Source organism: Ereboglobus sp. PH5-5, assembly GCF_029504805.1.
Classification (GTDB): domain Bacteria; phylum Verrucomicrobiota; class Verrucomicrobiia; order Opitutales; family Opitutaceae; genus Ereboglobus.
In genome coordinates, this window is sequence record NZ_JAQFIT010000004.1 from 138476 (window position 1) to 158376 (window position 19901).

Consider the following 19901-nt stretch of genomic DNA (forward strand, 5'->3'; position numbering starts at 1 on the left):
TCAAAATTTGAGAAAATTAGAGAAAGTTATGACCTATTCTTTTACGAGATGAAATGGGAAAATGCATTTTTTCCCATGGAAAACAGCGAGGTATTACCAATTGTGTTGGAAGCGTTGATTTTTGCTACTGACACGCGCGGGCGTCACGCCAGGGCAATTTGCCGCGTTATCTGGCAGTGAACGCCCTCGCTACGCAAAGTGGCAAATCCGCGTCACGGCCATCTTGCATTCATGCGAACACAATCCCGGCACGCTCCCGAACCATGGTTGGGTTTCGCCACAAAGGAGAGGCGTTCGCAACGGAGTTGGGTCGCCATGAGTCACTGAAGCTCGGCGACGCATCCCAATTTTTAGAGTTTTTTAGGTTTATCCTGTCGCATTTGAGGCAGGGCGAACCGTCCCGGTGAGCCGCAACATTACCGGCTCACCGGGGACGGTTCGCCCTACCCAACGCGGATACAGCCTCAGCTTTATTTAAACTGATCTAATACGTGCCTTTGTTTCGATGGTCGGCATGGGGGCGCACGGTGCGCTTTAGCGGGATTGACATGCCGCCGGTCGATTCGAGCCAGTCGTAGAGTTCCCCCGTGAGCTGCTTGATGAGCGCCTGGTGCTCGGGAGCGGCGATCAGGTTGCGCATTTCGTCGGGGTCGTTTTGCAGGTCGTAAAACTCGTTGCAGTCCCAGATGCCGTAATAGCGCACGAGTTTGTATCTGTCGGTGCGCACGCCGTGCATTGTCGGGGTTTCGGGATGATTATACTCCCAGTAGTATTCGTAAAAGATGCGGTCGCGCCATGGCGTTTGTTTGCCTTTTAGCAGGGGCACGAATGAGGAGCCCACCATGTGCCCCGGTTTTTGCAGGCCGGCGAGTTCAAGGATGGTCGGGGCGATGTCGGTGTTTTGGATCATGTTTTCAACAACCTGTCCGTCACGGAACAACTCGGGGCAGGTGGCGAGCATGGGAACGCGCACGGATTCCTCGTAAAAGTGGCGCTTGTCGATAACGCCGTGCTCGCCCCAGGAGAATCCGTTGTCGCCCATGTAGATCACAAGCGTCGATTCATACAGGCCGGCTTCCTTAAGGTATGCGATCACACTGCCGATGCTGTCATCCAGGGCGCGCAGGGTTTCGCAATAGCGAACAACCTCGTCCTTCCACGGATGTCTGCCGTGATACGCGTAATCCACGCCGTGATGGCTTTCGCGCTGCGCTTTCAACCAGTCGGGATGCATGGTCTCGCCGTAATAAGCCGCGCCGCCGGCGGGCGCGCCGGTTTTGGCGTCCGTGCTGGGGAGCGCGGGCGTGCCATAATTGGGGGTCTTATACGAGCGGGGAAGCGGCACCTCCTTGCCGGCATAACAACCGGCGTGACGCGCGGCGGGGGAAAAATTGCTGTGCACCGCCTTGTGGGAGAGATAAACAAAAAACGGACGCCCGCTGTTTTGCTGTTCCTTCATCCAATTGATTGCGTGCTCGGTCAGCAGGTCCGTGGTGTATGTTTTGTCATCATACTTGGTCGGTTTGCCGTTAATGTTGAGCGTGACGCCGTAATACTTCCCCTGTCCGCGAAAACTTTCCCAGTGGTCGAAGCCCGGGCGGGGCGCGGCGGTGGCTTTTCCCATGTGCCATTTGCCAAAAAAGGCAGTCCGGTATCCGGCTTTTTGCAGGTATTGCGGGAAAAACACGAGGTTCCCGGGCACGGGCGCGGCGTTGTCCACGACGGTGTGCTGGTGCGAATACATGCCGGTGAGAATCGAGGCGCGGCTTGGCGAGCAGAGCGAGGTGGTGACAAAGGCGTTTCGCAAATGCGCCCCTTCGCGCGCCATGCGATCCATGTTGGGCGTCTCAAGCCAGGGGAGGCGTTTCATGAAGCCCATGAAATCGTGCCGGTGGTCGTCGCTTAATATAAAAACAACATTTCGCGGAGTCCCCGCGTTGGGAATGCGCGGCAGGTCGAGCGATTGCGGCTGGCTTTTGAGCGGTTGCGCGCCGACGGATGCCAGCAAGGGCAGAAGGCCAAGGTATTTGAGGCGGCTGAGGTTCATGCAGAGGGAAGCGATGTGGATTGTTTACGATACCATGGGTAGGGCGAGCCGTCCCGGTGAGCCGTTCACTGTCTCGGCTCACCCGGAGGGTTCGCCCTACCAAAATCAAAAGGCGAAACCTTTCCAGAAATCCATTTTTTCATCGCCCGCCGGACGGGCGGCGAGCAGGTGGTCGCGCATGGTTTTCACCTTGCCGGCGTATTCGGGTTTGCCGGCGAGGTTTTCCATTTCGAGCGGGTCCGCGGTGATTTCGAAGAGCTGCGTGGTTCGTGTGTTTTTGACGTTGTATTCGATCAGCTTGTATTTCCCGTCGGAATACGCGCGCTGGAACTGGCGGAACGCGAAATACATGCCGCCGCGGTGCGCCCGCGCCGGATTCGCGAGGGTCTTGGCAAAACTTTCCGTCTGCACGGAGGAGGGAATCGTGAAGCCGAGTTTTTCACAGAGGGTCGGATACACGTCCATGAGGTAGCAGCGCGCCTCGCTTTTGGCGTTTTTGGCGATGCCGGGGCCGGCCCAGATCATGGGGATTCCGATGCTGTGCTCATACAGGCTTTGCTTGCCCATCAGCCCGTGTTGCCCGACGGCCAGGCCGTTGTCCGCGGAGAACACGATGATGGTGTTCTCATACTGGCCGCTTTTTTTCAGGGCCTCAATAATGCGGCCCACTTGCGCGTCGAGGTGGCTGATCGTGGCGTAATAGTCGCGGATTTCGGCGCGCACGGCGCGCTTGCCGCGCGGCCATCCGAGCAGGCGTTCGTCGCGGCCCGTCATGTGCCCGTTGTCGAAGGGGTGCTCGGGCAGGAAGTTTTTCGGGAGTTTCGCCGCGTCCTTGCCGTCATACATCGCGTAGTATTTTTGCGGCACCTGCCTCGGGTCGTGCGGCGTGGTGAACGCGACATACATGAAGAACGGCCGGCTGGCGGCCTCGTTGCTTTTTATAAAGTCAACCGCGGCGTCGGCGAATATCTCGGCCGAGTGGCGGTTGCTGTAAACGTGGTCGCAAACTTGCCTGCGGTCCCGCGCCCATTCGAATTTGTCGTATTTGCCCGTCTTGTCGTAATGCGCGAGGGGGATTTCAAACTGGTTGTAGGTCATGCCGCCGAACAATATTTCGGCGCCGCCGGCGAAGGAGCGGTTGAAGGACGCGGTGCCGTTGTGCCACTTGCCGATGCCGTGGGTGGCGTAGCCGTTTTTGGCAAAAACCTCGCCGAGCAGCGTGTGCTGTTTGTTGATGGTCTGGCCGTTGCCGTCGAGTCCGAACATGGTTCTGCCGGTCATGAGCATGGCGCGGCTGGGCATGCACACCGCGCCGGTCAGTCCGCCCATGTTGTAGGCGCGGGTGAACGCCACGCCGGCCTCGGCGAGTGCGTCGAGGTTGGGCGTTATGAGCTCGGGGTGCCCGAGCGCGCGAATGGTTCCCGCGCGCATGTCGTCGGCGAGAAGCACAATCACGTTTGGTCGGGGGGCGGCGGCGCGGGTTTGCTGGGGCGCGGCGGAGGCCTGCGACGCGGCGGCGCACGCGAGCGAGAGGGACAGCGCCACGCCGGCGGCGGGCGAGTTGGGGAGGTTTGCCATGTTCATTTTGTTGTTTTGGGTCGGGTTGTTATTTTTGGGTTTTTGACTGTGACTTTTTGGGCTTGGGCGCCAGCGCCGGCACGTTGAGGAATTTGGGGTTGATAAACTCCCATTCGCGCAATGTCGGCTGCCAGTGCTCGTTTGTTATTATTTGTTCGAAACGGTTTATCATTTCGGAATGGCGCGCGGAGAGGTCGGTTTGCTCTTCACGATCCTGATGCAGGTCGAAAATCTCCCACGTGCCGGGGCCTTCGTGCATGTTGCTTTTCACGCCTTTCCAGCGCCCGTCCTTGATGATGGCGATTTGCCCCGTTTTTTCCGTGAACTCGAAGTAGAGGTATTCGCGCGGCGTTTGTTTTTCGCGCGCGCCGAGCAGTGTCGGCAAAATGGAAATCCCGTCGGTTTCCCAATCACCCCGCGCGCCGGTCAATTCGCCCAGCGTGGCAAGCATGTCGTATTGCGCGGAGACGAGGTCGCACACGGAGCCTTTCGCAACCTTGCCGGGCCAGCGCACGATAAAGGGAATGCGAATGCCGCCTTCGTAGAGGTCGCGTTTTCGTCCGCGCAGGCCGCCGGTGGAATCGAAGAATTCGGTTTGCGCGCCGCCCTGGTTCGCGGTGGCGCCGTTGTCGCTGCTGATCATGACGATTGTGTTTTCGTCCAGGCCAAGCTCCTTCAACAGCGCGAGTATTTTGCCCACTTGTTTGTCGGCGTGGGTGATCATCGCCGCGTAGGTGGAGAGCGGATGTTTGCTGGGCACGTAGTTGCCTTTCAGATACGGCGTCTCCTCCGGGAATTGTCCGATGTATTCGGCGATCGCCTCTTTTTTGCACTGCAACGAAACGTGCGGCGGCGTGTAGGGCAGGTAGAGGAAAAAGGGGCGGTCCTTGTTGGCTTTTATGTAGCCGAGGGTTTTGTCCACCATCCGGTCGAGCGAATAATCCTCGCCGGTGAAGGCGTCGAAATCGGAGTCGGGCGCGTTCGGGGGCAGGTTGAATTTTGAGTGCAGGCGGATGGGTTTGTTTTTGAGCGGCACGCGGTTTCCGTTTTCCCAGAGGTGCGTCGGGTAATGATTCTGCGCCTGCTTCTGGTCGTAATAACCATAAAAATAATCGAAGCCGTGGCGGAGCGGATCGCCGCTGGTGTTCCTGAATCCGAGGCCCCACTTGCCAATCGCGGCGGTGGCGTAACCGGCCTGCTTCATGACGCGTGCAATGGTCATCGAGCCCTCGGGCAGGGGCATGTTGCCGCCTTCCTCATCGTCGGTGTGTCCGCCGAATTCGTAGTTGCCCCGGACATGCGCGTGCCCCGAATGCCGCCCCGTCATCAACCCGCAGCGGGCGGGCGCGCTCACTGGGAATGTCGTGTAGTGACGGGTGAAACGCATTCCCTCGGCGGCGACCCGGTCGATGTTCGGCGTGCGAATTTTTTCCTGCCCGTAGCATCCCAGCTCGCCGTATCCCAGGTCGTCGAAATAGATATAAATGACGTTCGGCTTTTGGGGACTTGCCGCGCCCGCGGCCAAGGCGCCGGCGCACAAGGAGAGCGCGGCGGCGGTTGCGAGTTTCTTTTTGTTCATGGGATTTGGGATGGTTATTTTGCGGCGGCGGTTTGTTTCACAGAATGGTTAACAAGAATAGCCGCAAAGAGGCACAAGAAGCGCAAAGGATTTGAAGTGAGTTTGCTTCGAGTTAGCTAGGGCGCGCTCGCCGACCGCGCCGAAGATTACGGAGGATAAACGCGGCGGCCTCGGCGAGGCCGCCCTACCCTTGATGAGATGTTATTATTTCACCGCAATCGATTCGCGGAGGGTGATGGTGTATTGCTGGTCGGCGTCCTCGAGCCATTGGTCGAAGAAGGGGGAGTAGCTGGCGACTTTGATCGTTTTTCCGTCGGGCTGGAACTCGAGCAGGCGAAGGAATCCGGCGCCGCCATGGCCGCGGTCGGGGACGGTGCCGGGCTGGTAGTTGACCATCATCTGGTGCACGTCGTTGCCGTGCTCGCCCTTGCTCACGAGGTAGCCTGTGCCGTCGCCGAGGACGTGGCCGCTGATCACGAAGAGGAAATTGGGGTGCTTGGAGACGAGTTTTTTCCACATGTCCTCGCCGTCGTTGGAGCCGTCGGGGTGCTTGTTGGTTTCGTAGCCGGTGACGGGGGCGACGCGCTTGACGGCCTTGTCGGTGGCGCGGTCGTAGCGGCTGTCGTCGTGGTAGAGGTAGGCGTGCGTGAGGAGGATGACTTTGTGGTCGGGAAATTTTTCAACGATGGTGTTGGCCCAGTCGATGACGGCGTTGCGCGGGAAAAACTCAAGCGCCAGCACGAGAAACGAGCCCCACGGGGTGTTGAAGGTTTGATAGGTGTTTTCCATGTGGTGGGGCTCGAAGTAACCGCGCTTGACCGAATACTTGTAGTCGGCGGAGAGGAAGTAGCCGTTCATGAGCGTGTCGCGTTTGTGGTTGGGCACTTTCTTGGACGCGCCCCAGACGCCGACGTCGTGGTTGCCGGGCACGAGCACGAAGGGGACCTTGGCCTTGAAGAGCACATCCATCGAATGGCGCGCGGCGAGCCATTGCGGGTGGGTGTTGCGGTTGGTGATGTCGCCGGCTTGAAGGACGAACTTGATGTTGCGCGCGTCGCGGTTGGCGGCGATCCAGCGTGTCTGGCACGTGAACACATCCGGAAAGCCGTCGGTGTAACCTTGCGTGTCGGGAAGCACGGCAAGCGTCCACGCGCCGGCGGGGGCGGGCGAGCGGTAGTTGGAGGAAAAGGCTGAAAGGCTGAAGGGCTGAAGGCTGAATGTCACGAGGAGCGCGACGAGGGAGATGATGCGTTTCATGGTATATGATGTGTGTGTGTGTTGTGTGTGTTTGTGTTGGTTGATGCGTAAATACTACGGGCGCTTTTTGGCGTATTCGAATTCGGCGGAGAGAAAATAGTGGTCGCTGGGGTAGCGGCGGACGCCGTCGGTGACGCGGCTGTCCTTTATGATTTCAGTGACGGTCGGGCGGAGGCTGGCGTTGCTGAAAATGAAATCGATTTTGCCGCTCGTTTTGCCGTAGGCGTGGCCGAGAAATTTGTGATAGGTGTAGCCGGGATCAGCGGGGCCGTGAAGCGCCGTGTGGGTGTCGGTGAATCCGGCGGATTTAATCGACTTGTAGGCGTTGTATTTGGCGGTGCAGTTAAAATCGCCTGTCACGATTTGCGGAATGGCGGCGGGTTGTTTTTTCAGGAAGTCAGCGAGCACTCCGGCTTGGGCGTCGCGCGCGGGCTGGCGCTTGCCGCCGGCGGAAAAGTGCGTGTTCCAAATCATCAGCTCGCGTCCGGTGAGTCGGTCTTTGAGGTGAAGGCGGTTGAAGTGGCGCGCGGTGCGCGGTGCGTTGGGAAATGTGGAGAGATAAACCTCGGGTGTCGGCGAAAGAAACGCGCCGGTGTGCGCGATTTTTTCAAAGCGTTTTTTGGAGTAGAAAATCATGTTGGCCATCTGGCCGTCGTCGCCGTCAACAAAACCGGCTCCGCCGTAATCGGGGAAAAAATTTTTGAGGAAGTCGAGGTGCGCCTTGCGAAATTCCTGGAAGCAGATGATGTCCGCGTCCTGCGCGAGAAGCACATCGCGCGCGAGTTCCTTGCGGCGGGCCCATTCGTTGCCGGTGCCGTCGTCCTCGGGGACGAGGAAGCGGATGTTTGCCGAGACGACGCGGACGGCATCGGGCGACTGGCGTTTGCGCTGGGGGATGTCGGAGCCGGGCGCCGCCGCGAAGGCGAGGTTGGCCGCGAGCGCGAGTGACAGGATTGGGAGGAGGATGCGTTGGAGTGATTTCATGGGCGTTTTTTGTAGGGGCGCACCTTGCGTGCGGCCTCGTTTACGAAAGACTGTTGGCGCGGGTAGTCACAACGCGGGCGGGCGCGAGGGCGCACGCGAGGTGCGCCCCTACGGGGGCAGTTGTTTGTGCGCGTTTCATTTTTTGGTTTTCGCGTATTCAAATTCCGCGGAGAGGAAATAGTGGTCGCTCGGGTAGCGGCGGACGCCGTCGATGGAGCGGCTGTCCTTGATGATTTCGGCGGCGGCGGGGCGGAGCGCGTCGTTGCAAAACACGAAGTCGATTTTGCCCCTGGGTCTGCCGTAATCGAGGCCCTTGAAACCGTGATAGGTGTAGCCGGGCTCGCCGGGGCCGTGGATGGCGGTGTGGCTGTCGGTGAATCCTGCGGCCTTGATGGTTTTAATGGCCTCGGTTTCGGCGGGGCAGTTGAGATCGCCGGCGACAATTTGCGGAATGCCGGCGGGTTGTTTTTTCAGGAAATCGACGAGCACGGCGGACTGTTTGTCGCGGGCGACCTGGCTTTTGTGGTCGAAGTGCGTGTTCCAGAGCAGCAGTTCGCGCCCGGTCAGGCGGTCCTTGAGATGGATGCGGACGAAGTGGCGCACATGCGAGGACTCGGGAACCTTGGAGCGGTAAACATCGGGCGTCGGCGAAAGAAACGCGCCGCCCTCCGAGATTTTTTCAAAGCGCTTGGCGGAATAAAAGACCGTGTTGACTTTCCGCCCCTCGTCGGTGTCCACAAACCCGTAGGCGTGATAATCGGGGAAGGATTTTTTGAGTTCGTCGAAATAGCTCGGGTGAAATTCCTGGAAACAAATGATGTCGGCGTCCTGCGCGAGAAGCACGTCGCGAAGGAGTTCCTTGCGCTTGTCCCAGTCGTTGCCGCTTTTTTTGTCAACTGCGATGGGCATGCGAATGTTTGCCGAGACGACACGGACGGCGTCGGGCGACTGGCGTTTGCGTTGAGGGATGTCGGAGTCGGGCGCCGCCGCAAATGCGAAGTTGGCCGCGAGTGCGAGCGACAGGATCGGGAGGAGGATGCGTTGGGTGGATTTCATGGGTGTTTTTGTGGGGGCGCACCTTGCGTGCGCCCTCGTTTACGAAAGACTGTTGGCGCGGGTAGTCACAAAGCGGGCGAGCGCGAGGGCGTCGCAAGCGACGCCCCTACGGGGACAGTTGTTTGTGCGAGTTTCATTTTTTGGGTTTCGCGTATTCGAATTCGGCGGAGACAAAATAGTGGTCGCTCGGATAGCGGCGGACGCCGTCGATGACGCGGCTGTCCTTGATGATTTCAGCGACTGTCGGGCGGAGCGTGTCGTTGCAAAACACGAAGTCGATTTTGCCGTGAGTCTTGCCGTAACTGTGTCCCTTGAAACCGTGGAAGGTGTAACCGGGGTCGGCGGGGCCGTGAAGCGCGGTGTAAGTGTCGATGAAACCGCCCGCCTTGATGGTTTTGATCGCCTCGGTTTTCTGGGTGCAATTGAGGTCGCCGGTGATGATGTGCCCGATGTTCGGGGAATATTTTTTTGCCAGCTCGACGAGCACGGCGGCCTGCTTGGTGCGGGCGGGGCTGCTGCGGTGGTCGAAGTGGGTGTTCCAGATCATCAGCTCGCGTCCGGTCGCGCGGTCGCGGAGGTGCAGGCGGGTGACGATGCGCACTTGGGAGGACTCCTCGAATTTGGAGCGGTAAACATCGGGCGTCGCGGAAAGAAACGCGCCGTCAGCCGCGATTGTTTCGAAGCGTTTTTTGGAATAGAAAACCGTGTTCAGTTTTCGTCCGTCCTCCTTTCGCTCAACAAAGCCGAACGCCTCGTAGTCGGGAAACTGGCCCTTGAGATAATCGTAATGCGGATTGTTGAATTCCTGAAAACAGATGATGTCGGCGTCTTGCGCACGGAGCACGTCGCGCGCGAATTCCTTGCGCTTGTCCCAATTGTCGCCGGTGGCGATGTCGGCCTTGGCGAGGTAGCGGATGTTTGCCGAGACGACACGGACGGCGTCGGGCGACTGGCGTTTGCGCTGCGGAATGTCGGAGTCAGGCGCCGCCGCGAAGGCGAAGTTGGCCGCGAGTGCGAGCGACAGGATTGGGAGGAGGATGCGTTGGGTGGATTTCATGGGCGTGTTTGTAGGGGCGCACCTTGTGTGCGCCCTCGTTTACGAAAGACTGTTGGCGCGGGTAATCACAAAGCGGGCGGGCGCGAGGGCGCACGCAAGGTGCGCCCCTACGGTGTTAGCTGTTTGATGAAATTTCATTTTTTGGTTTTCGCGTATTCGAATTCGGCGGAGATGAAATAGTGGTCGCTGGGGTAGCGGCGGACGCCGTCAACGGTGCGGTTGTCGCGGATGATTTCGGTGACAGTCGGGCGGAGCGCGTCGTTGCAAAATACAAAGTCGATTTTGCCGTAAGTCTTGCCGTAGTTGTGTCCCTTGAAGTTGTGGTAGGTGTAGCCGGGATCGGCGGAGCCGTGGAGCGCCGTGTAAGTGTCGATGAAGCCGCCGGCCTTGATGGTTTTGATGGCTTGGGTTTTGGCGGGGCAGTTAAAATCGCCGGTGATGATTTGGGGAATATCGGCGGGGTGTTTTTTAATTTGCTCGACGAGTGCGGCGGCCTGCTTGTCGCGACCGGCCTGATATTTGTGGTCGAAATGCGTGTTCCAAATCATCAGCTCGCGTCCGGTCTTGCGGTCGCGGAGGTGCAGGCGGGTGACGTTGCGCACGCTGGCGGACTCCTCGAATTTGGAGCGATACACTTCGGGCGTCGGCGAGAGAAACACTCCGTCCTCGGCAATTTTTTCGAAGCGTTTTTTGGAGTAGAAAACCATGTTGGCCTTCCGCTCGTCGGGTCCGTCCACAAAGCCGGCGTGGTCGTGGCCGGGGAAATAATCCTTGAGAAATTCGAGGTGCTGTTTGCGGAATTCCTGAAAGCAAATGATGTCGGCGTCCTGCGCGAGGAGCACGTCGCGGGCGAGTTCCTTGCGCAGTTGCCACTCGTTGCCGGTGCCGTTGTCGGTGTCGAGCGGGAAGCGGATGTTTGCGGAAAGAACGCGGACGACTTCCGGCGACTGGCGTTTGCGTTGCGGGATGTCTGAGTCGGATGTGTTCGCCGCGAAAGCGAGGTTCGCCGCGAGCGCGCAGAGAAAAAACGCAAGGATGCGACTGAGGGGGAGTTTTTTCATGGGTGTTTTTGTGGGGGCGCACCTTGCGTGCGCCCTGATTTACGAAAGACTGTTGGCGTGGATATTGGCGAAGGTATCCACAAAGCGGGCGGGCGCGAGGGCGCACGCAAGGTGCGCCCCCACGGCAGCCGCGCTCACGGGCGCACTTCGAAGCGATACACGCCGGAGCCGGTTTCGCAGACAACCTCGCCCGCGGTTTCGGAGGCGATCACGCGCACGCCGGGGGCGGATGCGAGGGGACGTCCGCTTTCGGTGACGGCGGTCGCGGCCTTGGCGGGCAGGTGGATTTTCGCGCGCGAGCCGACGGGAATCGTCACGTCGAGCGCGAGTCCGCCGCCGGGCAGGATTTTCCAGCCGCTTTCGATGCGGCCGGTCGCAGCCTCGTAGGCGGCGCGCGCGTGCGTGAGTCCGCCGCCGGGGATGGGACGAATCACGATGTCGCGGAAGCCGGGTGTGGCGGTTTCGATGCCGGCGACGTGGCGGTAGAGCGATTCGCCGACCGCGCCGAATGCGTAGTGGTTGAACGAGTTCATCGTGACCGCCTGGAAACCTTCGTTGGGCGTCCAGCCGTCCCAGCGTTCCCACATGGTGGTCGCGCCGAGTTTCACTTGGTAGAGCCACGACGGGTAGGTGTCCTGCATGAGCACGCGCCACGCGGTTTCGTTGAGTCCGGCCTCGAACAATCCGGGCATGAGGCGCGGCGTGCCGATGAAGCCGGTGGCGAGGTGCCAGTCGAACGCCTTGATTGAGTCGTTGAATTTTTCCGCCGTCTTTTTGCGAAGTTTCGGCGGCACGAGGTCCATCGTGAACGCGAGCGCGTAGCCGGTCTGGCTGCTTTCGAGAATGGAGCCGTCGGCGAGCAGGAACTCGCGCTCGAAGGCGGCGCGCACTTCGTTGCGCAGGGCCTTGTAGCGGGCGGCGTCGGTGGTGCGGCCAATGGCCTCCGCCATTTGCGCCATGAGGTCGCAAAGATACGCGTAGTAGGCGGTGTCCATGACCTCGGTCTTGGCGGTGCCGCCCTTGTGGAGCCAGTCGCCGTAGCCGCCGACAAACACGATGCCGTCGCGCGCGCGGCGCTCCAGCCAGCCGATGTAGCGCGCGAGCGCGTCGAAGTGGCGCTCGATCTGGCGCGTCTCGCCGTATTGCTGCCAGAGCACGTGCGTGACGATGATCGAGGCGTCGCCCCACGCCGTCGAGGGGCGCACATGGTAGCCGGGGAAGTTCGGCGCGACGCCGGGGAAAACGCCCTCGGCATTTTGCGAGTCGCAGATGGCCTCGATCCAGCGTTCGAGAAACGCGCGCGTGTCGTAATTGTAGGAGGCGGTGCGGGCGAAGAATTGCGTGTCGCCGCTCCAGCCGAGGCGCTCGTCGCGCTGCGGGCAGTCGGTCGGGATTTCGAGATAGTTGCCGCGCTGTCCCCAGATGATGTTGGAGAAAAGCTGGTTCAACGCCGGGTCGGAACTCTCGAACCAGCCTGTGCGTTTCATCGGGCTGTGGACAACAACGCCGGTGAAATCGGCCGCGGTCGGCGCTTGCGCGAGGCCGCGCACTTCGAGGTAGCGGAATCCGTGGAACGTGAAACGCGGCTCGAGCGTTTGCTCGCCGTCGCGCATCCAGAACTCATCGACACCGGACGCGCCGCGCAGGTTGGACGTGTGGATGGAGCCGTTGGGGTTGAGGATTTCGCCGTGGCGGAAAACAACGTGCGTGCCGGCGGCGCCGCGTGTTTTCAGGCGCGCCCAGCCGACAAAGTTTTGCCCGAAGTCAACCAGCCACACGCCGGGCTCGACCTCGCGCACGGTGCGCGCGGGAAGCGTCTCGGTGATGCGCACGCCGTCGAGCGTCGCGCCCTCGACCACGGTTTGCGCAAGCGTGTAGGCGGACTCGTCGGGAATCGAACGGCGGCCCGAGGCGGCGCGTGTCCATTTCGAGTCGTTGAAATCGGCGCGCGACCAGCCGGGGATTTCGAGACGCGCGTCGTAGCCGCAACCCTGCATGAGGTCGGCGTAGCGAATGGGGCCGAACGCGGCCTTCCACGAGCGGTCGGTGGGGACGCGCGTGACGGTGCCGTCGTCGTGCTCGATCACGAGCAGCGCGCGGGCGCGCGGGTAGCCGTTGTAAACATGGCGCTTGCCGCCGAAGCCCATGATGCCGGCGAACCAGCCGTCGGCGAGCGTGATGCCGATGGCGTTTGCGCCGCCGTTGACTTGCGCGGTGACGTCATAGGTTTGCGTGTGGACGCGGCGGCGGTATTCGGTGCAGCCGGGCGCGAAGAAGTCGTTGCCGACGCGCGCGCCGTTGATCTCGACCTCGTAAAGGCCGGTGGCGGTGGCGACGAGCGTGGCGCGCTTGACGGGTTTCTTGACGGAAAACTTTTTGCGAAGCATCGCGACGGGCGCGTAGTAGTGCGTGACGTTTTCAGGCGTGCTCCAAGTGGGGCGCGAGTCGGCCTTCGGTTTTTTCCAGGCGCCGGCGGCGGCGAGCGCGGGAGCGTCGGGCGTTTTCGCGGCGGACTCGGCGGCGAGCCAGCTCGCGTCGATGGGCACGCGCTTCGTGGCGGTGTTGATTGTGGAGGGGAAAAGCTCGATCTCGCCCGTGACGGCGGGCGCGTAGCCGTCGTTTTGCGTGACGCGCAACATGGCGCGATTCTCGCCCTCGCGGAGATGGGGCGTGAGGTCGATTTGTTTCGTGATTTCCCAGCGCGCGGACGTGCCGACGCGTTTGCCGTTGAACCAGATTTCGCACTCCATGTCGGGCACGACCCAAATGACGGCGCGGTCGATCGCGGCCTTGCTCTCAACGCTGAAGGTTTTCGAGAACCACGCGGTGAGCGGTTTGCCGGCGGGCATGTCGGTGTCGGTGGGCGGCGCGACGACCTTGGCGTCGAACGCGGGCGTGGGGCGTTTTTTGATGCCGCTCATCACGGCCTTGACCCATTTCAACTGGCGCGTGCGCGCGCGGTGGCGCTGGTCGTCGGTGAGGTTTTCGGTGCGCTGCGCGTCGGTCGGGTCGAGGCCGATCCAGTCGCCGGGCCAGTCCTTGAGGTTGACGGTCTCCTCAAGGCCGCGCGACCAGGTGGCGGGCGCGCTCCAGTCGGAGGGCGCGCCGGCGCCGTCCCACACGCGCACCTTCCACCAGACCTGCTGGAGGGCGTCGAGTTTGCGCCCGGCGAAAACCGCGCGCGTATCCGTGTTTTGGATACGGCCGGAATCCCACACGTCGCCCTCGTTTGCGGCGAGTTTTTCGGGCGTGGAGGCGACGAGCACCCGCCACGCGCTTTGCACGAGGCCGCGGTCGGCGGCGTTGACGGCCTCAAGCCGCCAGGTGAGGCGCGGCCAGACTTCGCGAAGGCCGAGCGGGTTGTCGCGATGCTCGCATCGCGGCTCGGTCGGGCGGATGGTGCCGGCGGAGGCGGCGAGGGTGAGAACGGAAAGACCGGCAAGCATGGCGGTCCGTATGAGGGTGCGGAGTTTCATTGAGGCGTTGTTTCGGGTTTGGGTTGGGTTGTTGAAGCGTTGTTTTGGGGGGGAAGGGGTGCCGAGAATTGGTGTTCCTTGGGGTTTTGCGCCGTAGGGGCGTCGCTTGCGACGCCCGGGTTTTCAAAATCCCACCTGCCAGGGCAAGGGCGTCGCAAGCGACGCCCCTACGGGCGGTGAGTTGGCGGCGCCGGCGTCACTCGACGAGGGTTTTGTAGACGCAAATGTGGCGGTAGGTTTCGCCGGGGCGGAGCACGGTGGAGGGAAACGCGGGCTGGTTGGGGCTGTCCGGGAAGCGCTGCGTTTCGAGGACGATGGCGCTGCGGTGGCCGTAGGTTTTGCCCTGCTTGCCCTTGAAGGTGTCGTTGAGGAAATTGCCGCCGTAGAACTGGATGCCGGGCTGGTCGGTGCGCACTTCGAGCACGCGACCGCTGCGGGGCTCGACGACGCGCGCGGCGAGGAAGAGCTTGCCGGTGCCCGCGTCGGTGGCGGGACGGTCGAGCACCCAGTTGTGATCGTAACCGGCGCCGTTTTTAAGCTGCTCGAAATCCTGGTCCAGGCGCGAGCCGACGACCGTGGGCTTGCGGAAATCCATCGGCGTGCCATCGACGGACGCGATCTGGCCGGTGGGGATGAGGACGTCGCTCACGGGTGTGTAGCGGCTGGCGTTGAGGGTGAGCAGGTGGTCGTTGATGCTGCCGTTGCCCGCGCCGAGGAGATTGAAGAAGGAGTGGTGCGTGAGGTTGAGGACGGTGGGTTTGTCGGTCATGGCCTCGTAGGTGATTTTGAGCTCGTTGTCGTCGGTGAGCGTGTAGACCATTTTCACGTCGAGGTTGCCGGGGAAGCCCTGGTCGCCGTCGGGGGAGAGGAGGTTGAACTCAAGCGTGCGCGAATCGGGCTGGCGGGTATTCCAGACGACGGCCTGAAAACCCTTGGTGCCGCCGTGGAGGGCGTTGGGCTCGTTGTTGATGGGAACGGTGTAGTCCTTGCCGTCGAGCGTGAACTTGCCCTTGGCGATGCGGTTGCCGAAGCGTCCGATGGCGGCGCCGAAATACGGCTCGTTGGAGTCGATGTAACCCTGGACGTTGTCGTAGCCGAGCACGATGTCCTCCATCTTGCCGTCGCGGCCGGGCACAAGCCAGGAGACGACGCGCGCGCCGTAGCTGGTGACGCAGATTTCAACGCCCTTGGCGTTGGTCAGGACGAACAAGTCGGACTGTTTTCCGTCGATGACTTTTTGGAAGCGCTCGCGGTGCAAGCCGGATTTGGTGGGCGCGCTGGTTTCGTTGCGCTTGGAGCAGGCGGTGACGCCGAGCAGTGCGGACGCAAGCAACAAGGTTGCGATGACGAGTGTGTGTTTCATGGGTTTGGGTTTTATGCGTGATTTAGAGTAAAAGGGGGAGCTGCCTAAAAAACATTTTCTGACGCGAAGCGCGATTTTTTGCAGAGGAAACGCAAAGTGGCGAGCGTGATAATTATTCAATTTCGACGCGTCCCACGTCCGCGGTGCATTCTTGATAAAAGCGGCGTTGTCCCCCGCCCTGCCCCGCCCCACGTCCGTCAATCCCACACGCATCCGCAAAAAGGATGCCCTCAATATCCGCTTCCCATTCATCGGCAATCCCGCTAGCTGTGATCGCGTTTAGCTTCAACGCGACGCCAAAAAATCTTATGTATATGCCCCGCGCGTTCGCGGCGCGGAGGATTCCCCCCAAAAAAACATTCTCCCAAATACAGCACACCCACGACATGCCAAAAAACCTCATGAATAATCAAAACCCCATCCGTCTCCCCGAACTCGCCTCCGCCAGCCTGCCCCGCCGCGCCTTTCTCAAGGGCATCCTCGCCGCCGGAGCCGTCTCCGCCATCGCTCCCGGCGTCATTCTCGCGGCGAAAGGCTCCGGAGGAAAAGGCAAACCCAAGGACGGCAAAAAAACCTCGCGCAAATACACCGGTGAAAAAGTGAACCTCGCCTGCGTGGGCATCGGCAACCGCGGCGCCCAAATCATCAGGGCTTTTCACAAAACCGGCCTCGCCAACATCGTCGCCTTTTGTGACACCGACATGGGCGCACCGCACACCGAGTCCATCTTGAAACAATTTCCCGACGTGCCGCGTTTTCAGGACTTCAGGCAAATGTTCGACAAAATGGGCAAACAAATCGAAGCCGTCTGCGTCGGCACGCCCGACTTCTCGCACTTCCCCATCACCATCCTCGCCATGTCGCTCGGCAAGCACGTCTATGTCGAAAAACCCATGGCGCACAGCTTCCGCCAGATCGAACTGCTCATGGCCGCCGAAAAGAAATACAATGTCGCCGCGCAAATGGGCAACCAGGGCCATTCCGACGCGAATTATTTTCAGTTCAAGGCATGGACCGGGGCCGGCATTATCAAAAACGTCACCCGCATCACCGCCTACATGAACAGCGGACGCCGCTGGCACGACACTCCAAAATTCGCCTACAGCAAACTCACCGATTACCTCCCCGAACAACCCGTCCCCGACACGCTCGACTGGGACGGCTGGCTCGCCACCGCGCAAGCGCACAAATACAACAACGGCTACATGAACGGCGAATGGCGCTCATGGTATGACTTTGGCAACGGCGCGCTCGGCGACTGGGGCGCGCACATCTTCGACACCGCGCACGAATTCCTCGACCTTGGCCTCCCCGAGGAAGTCGATCCGGTGATGCTCGAGGGACACAATCATTTCGTATTCCCGCAAGCCTCCACGCTCGCATTCCGCTTCCCGAAACGCGGCGCCATGCCCCCGCTCGAGCTCACTTGGTATGACGGTGTCAAAAACATTCCCGCGCTCCCCGGCGACATGGGCGACCCTGTTGGCGGCACCGACATCCCGCCGCCATCGTCCGGCAAGATTGAGACAAAAAAGCTCCCGCCCGGAAAAATCATCTATGGCGAAGGCCTCACCTTCAAGGGCGGCTCGCACAGTTCGACGTTAAAAATCATCCCCGAGTCAAAGGCTGCCGACATGGCCTCGCACCTGCCCGAGGTGCCGCGGAGCCCGTCGAACCACTTCGCCAACTTCCTGCTCGCCTGCAAAGGGCGCGAGAAGTGTCGCTCGTCGTTTGCCGTGGCCGGCCCGCTTTGCCAGATGATGGGCATGGGCGTGATCGCGCAACGCCTTAACACCAGGCTCAAGTTCGACCGCGGCGCGAAACAATTCACCAACAGCAAAGCCGCCAACGAACTCCTCCTCGGCGCCCCCCCGCGCAAGGACTGGGAGCAGTATTATAAACTGTGAGGCAAACTCCCGAAAAACGAGGCTTGTCGCGGGAAAACAAAAAAACATTTATAAAAAAACATGCGAAACACTATCAATGCCCTGTTAATTTCATCCGTCCTCTTTGCGCTGGCCGGATGCCAAAGTTCGTCATCCAAACCCACGCCCGTCACGCTGGCGACCAACCCCAAGGCTCCCAACGACCTGATACAAATGTTCTACGGCGGCGCGCAATGGAATAGAATCAAGGACATGCAATATGACGGCTTCGTTGTAATGAGAGGGATTATAGCGGACAACAGAACCATTCCAAATCCGCGTATTGTAAAATCCTTTCCCGATGATTCACGCAATGAACGGGCGCTGGAATTTGCCAAGGAAATCCGCCTCACCCCGGTTACAGTGGGAGGCAGGGTAAGGGGCGCCGGAGAGATACATGTTTATTTTTACGAAACCAAGATTCCACCACGCGAAGCGCTTGTCATAGCCAAGCAACAGGACACAGTCGGCCCGACGGCCTCGGCTGGCGGAACCTTTTATTTGGTAACCGTATCCTATTAAAAAGCTAATTATATAAAAAAGACGCGAAAACATTTTCGCGTCTTTTTTGAACCAATTATTCGGAAAACTACTTCATATATTTCGCCAGGAATCGCTCCAAGGTCGTATAATAATCGCGGTTGTTTTCCTGGAGCACAAAGCCATGCCCCTCGTTGTTTTTTAGCATCAGCTCCACGGGAATCCCGCGGGAGCGCAATTTGGAGACAAATCGAGTGGCGTGCTTGACATCAACACGCTCGTCGAGCTCGCCGTAGGCGAAAAACACGGGCACGCGAACTTTGTCGGCATGCTCCAGCGGAGAGGTCGCCTTGAGACGCTCGCGATCCTTCAAGATGTCTCCCGCCTTGAGTTCCAGCTCCTCGCGAGCCGGCTCCCAATGCTTGGGTATCGTTTTCAACAATAACGCAATGTCGGTAACCCCGACATAATTTATGCCGCAGCAATACAGCTCGGGAGTGAACGTCAGCCCGGCCATTGTTGCAAAGCCGCCATAACTCGCGCCATAAATCGCAATGCGCTTGGGATCGGCGTAGCCTTGGTCTATCACCCATTTCACGCCATCAGTGATGTCGTCCTGCATGGCGAGACCCCACTGGCCGTAACCGGCCTCCAACAGTTTGCCACCGTAACCGGTGGAACCGCGGAAGTTCATCTGAAGCACGGCATAACCGCGGCTGGCAAGGAACTGAATCTCATAATTGAACCCCCAACTGTCGCGCGCCCACGGACCGCCGTGCGGATTGACAATGAGCGGCAGGTTGCGAGGTTCCTTCCCCGCGGGAAGCGTCAGGTAGCCGTGGATTGTCATGCCATCGCGCGCCGTGTATGAAATCGGGCGCACCTCGGACATTTGTTTCGGATTAATCCATTCCCGGGGACTGAAGACTTTTTCCATCGTCAGTTCCTTGGTGTTAAAAAGATAATAGGTGCCCGGATCGCGATCGCTGAACGCCCGGACAATCGTCCACGCGCCGTCCGTGCTCATGCTCGAAAAATAGTTGACCGTATCCGGCAATTCTTGGTCGAGCAGCGATTGAAGCGCCTTCAGCCGCTTGTCCTCCCACACCCATGTGGGGCGAGCCCCATCATATGCATAACCCAGAAGCCGGTGATCATCACGGGCGAGCACGACATCCTCAACATCATAGGTGTCGCTCGCGAACAGCTCTTTCACATCGACACCCTTTTCAGGGTCGAAAAGCCGGATGGATGCCGTGTCGCGGCCCACATTGCTGCTCACGTAAAGCATCCTGTTGTCCTGGTCGAAAGCCAGTGGATGAATTCCGCCCTCGGTGACTTTCCAGCGTTTGATTTCACGCCACTTGCCATTTGCCGTGTCGCGATAGAGGAAGAAGCGCTCGAGCCCTTTTTGTCCAAAAGCCGCGCGCACCGCACCCTTGTGATCCGCCACCCAGTATTGGACCCCGCCGGGATTGGTGGCGACCACCCTTTTGATTCCTGTGCGGACATTCATGCGATAAACATCCGGCTCAAGCGCGCGACGCTGGTTGCTGCGAACCAATATCTCATCCGTGGAATCCCCGTAATAACTAAGAAAATTAACCCCGCGATATCCCCCGCCCTTTTTTCCTTTTTGGGTCGCGCTTTCATTAAGCACTGTGGGATTTTTGCCATCAGCATCGATTGCAAACAACCCGCCGTTCGCACTCTTTCCTCCCCATATTATCTCCTCAACTCCGGTGAAAATCAGCCGGTTGTTTCCCACCCATCGAACATTGACGACATCCATGGTCGGCGGAGCGGTGAGGATTTTTCGCTCCTTGGTTTTCAGGTCGATAACCGACAGCGCGAGTTTTTCCTTCCATCGCGCCGTCACGGCAACCTTGCTTCCGTCAGGGGATATTCTGATTTCGCTAAAATCAGGCTCCTTCAAAAAGTCGTCGAGCGGGATTTCCGCGCAAAGCGCTGTGGCAGTAAACAGGGCGGTTAAGAAAACAAGGAGTCGTTTAGGATGCATCGTGAGTAATATTTTTGG

At 59.9% G+C, this 19901-nt stretch carries 13 protein-coding genes; 2 read left to right on the forward strand and 11 right to left on the reverse strand.

Annotation, left to right across the window (positions count from 1 at the left end; all coding sequences use genetic code 11):
* Positions 1 to 484 precede the first annotated feature (484 nt).
* The 10 genes from M2103_RS03815 to M2103_RS03860 all read right to left on the reverse strand — a co-directional run bounded on the left by M2103_RS03815 (position 485) and on the right by M2103_RS03860 (position 15458).
* Positions 485 to 2047 (reverse strand): sulfatase, encoded by a 1563-nt coding sequence (locus M2103_RS03815; protein WP_277508846.1) that lies wholly within the window; start codon positions 2045 to 2047, stop codon positions 485 to 487.
* Positions 2048 to 2152: 105 nt separating this feature from the next.
* Positions 2153 to 3631 carry a sulfatase-like hydrolase/transferase gene (locus M2103_RS03820; RefSeq protein ID WP_277508847.1) on the reverse strand — a complete coding sequence of 493 codons (1479 nt, stop codon included), beginning with the start codon at positions 3629 to 3631 and terminating at the stop codon, positions 2153 to 2155.
* Between the two features lie 22 nt (positions 3632 to 3653).
* The gene (locus tag M2103_RS03825; RefSeq protein ID WP_277508848.1) at positions 3654 to 5204 is read right to left on the reverse strand and encodes an arylsulfatase; all 1551 of its coding nucleotides are present in this window, start codon (positions 5202 to 5204) and stop codon (positions 3654 to 3656) included.
* 204 nt (positions 5205 to 5408) lie between these two features.
* Positions 5409 to 6461 (reverse strand): metallophosphoesterase, encoded by a 1053-nt coding sequence (locus tag M2103_RS03830; protein WP_277508850.1) that lies wholly within the window; start codon positions 6459 to 6461, stop codon positions 5409 to 5411.
* Between the two features lie 54 nt (positions 6462 to 6515).
* Complete coding sequence (locus tag M2103_RS03835; protein ID WP_277508851.1) at positions 6516 to 7445, reverse strand: endonuclease/exonuclease/phosphatase family protein; 930 nt, start codon at positions 7443 to 7445, stop codon at positions 6516 to 6518.
* Positions 7446 to 7580: 135 nt separating this feature from the next.
* Positions 7581 to 8501 (reverse strand): endonuclease/exonuclease/phosphatase family protein, encoded by a 921-nt coding sequence (locus M2103_RS03840; RefSeq protein ID WP_277508852.1) that lies wholly within the window; start codon positions 8499 to 8501, stop codon positions 7581 to 7583.
* Positions 8502 to 8634: 133 nt separating this feature from the next.
* Complete coding sequence (locus M2103_RS03845) at positions 8635 to 9558, reverse strand: endonuclease/exonuclease/phosphatase family protein (RefSeq protein ID WP_277508853.1); 924 nt, start codon at positions 9556 to 9558, stop codon at positions 8635 to 8637.
* 134 nt (positions 9559 to 9692) lie between these two features.
* Positions 9693 to 10619 (reverse strand): endonuclease/exonuclease/phosphatase family protein, encoded by a 927-nt coding sequence (locus M2103_RS03850; protein ID WP_277508854.1) that lies wholly within the window; start codon positions 10617 to 10619, stop codon positions 9693 to 9695.
* A 134-nt stretch (positions 10620 to 10753) separates the two neighbouring features.
* Positions 10754 to 14095 carry a family 78 glycoside hydrolase catalytic domain gene (locus M2103_RS03855; RefSeq protein ID WP_277508855.1) on the reverse strand — a complete coding sequence of 1114 codons (3342 nt, stop codon included), beginning with the start codon at positions 14093 to 14095 and terminating at the stop codon, positions 10754 to 10756.
* 196 nt (positions 14096 to 14291) lie between these two features.
* A complete protein-coding gene (locus M2103_RS03860) occupies positions 14292 to 15458 on the reverse strand; it encodes an aldose epimerase family protein (protein WP_277508856.1) in 1167 nt (388 codons plus the stop codon).
* Positions 15459 to 15859: 401 nt separating this feature from the next.
* Between M2103_RS03860 and M2103_RS03865 the strand changes: the two genes are divergently transcribed.
* On the forward strand, positions 15860 to 17365 hold the full coding sequence (locus tag M2103_RS03865; RefSeq protein WP_345783538.1) for a Gfo/Idh/MocA family oxidoreductase: 1506 nt from the start codon (positions 15860 to 15862) through the stop codon (positions 17363 to 17365).
* A gap of 60 nt (positions 17366 to 17425) precedes the next feature.
* Positions 17426 to 17905 carry a hypothetical protein gene (locus tag M2103_RS03870; RefSeq protein WP_277508858.1) on the forward strand — a complete coding sequence of 160 codons (480 nt, stop codon included), beginning with the start codon at positions 17426 to 17428 and terminating at the stop codon, positions 17903 to 17905.
* 67 nt (positions 17906 to 17972) lie between these two features.
* On the opposite strand, the gene M2103_RS03875 is transcribed toward M2103_RS03870, so the two are convergent.
* Positions 17973 to 19883 carry a S9 family peptidase gene (locus M2103_RS03875; RefSeq protein WP_277508860.1) on the reverse strand — a complete coding sequence of 637 codons (1911 nt, stop codon included), beginning with the start codon at positions 19881 to 19883 and terminating at the stop codon, positions 17973 to 17975.
* Positions 19884 to 19901: the final 18 nt, after the last annotated feature.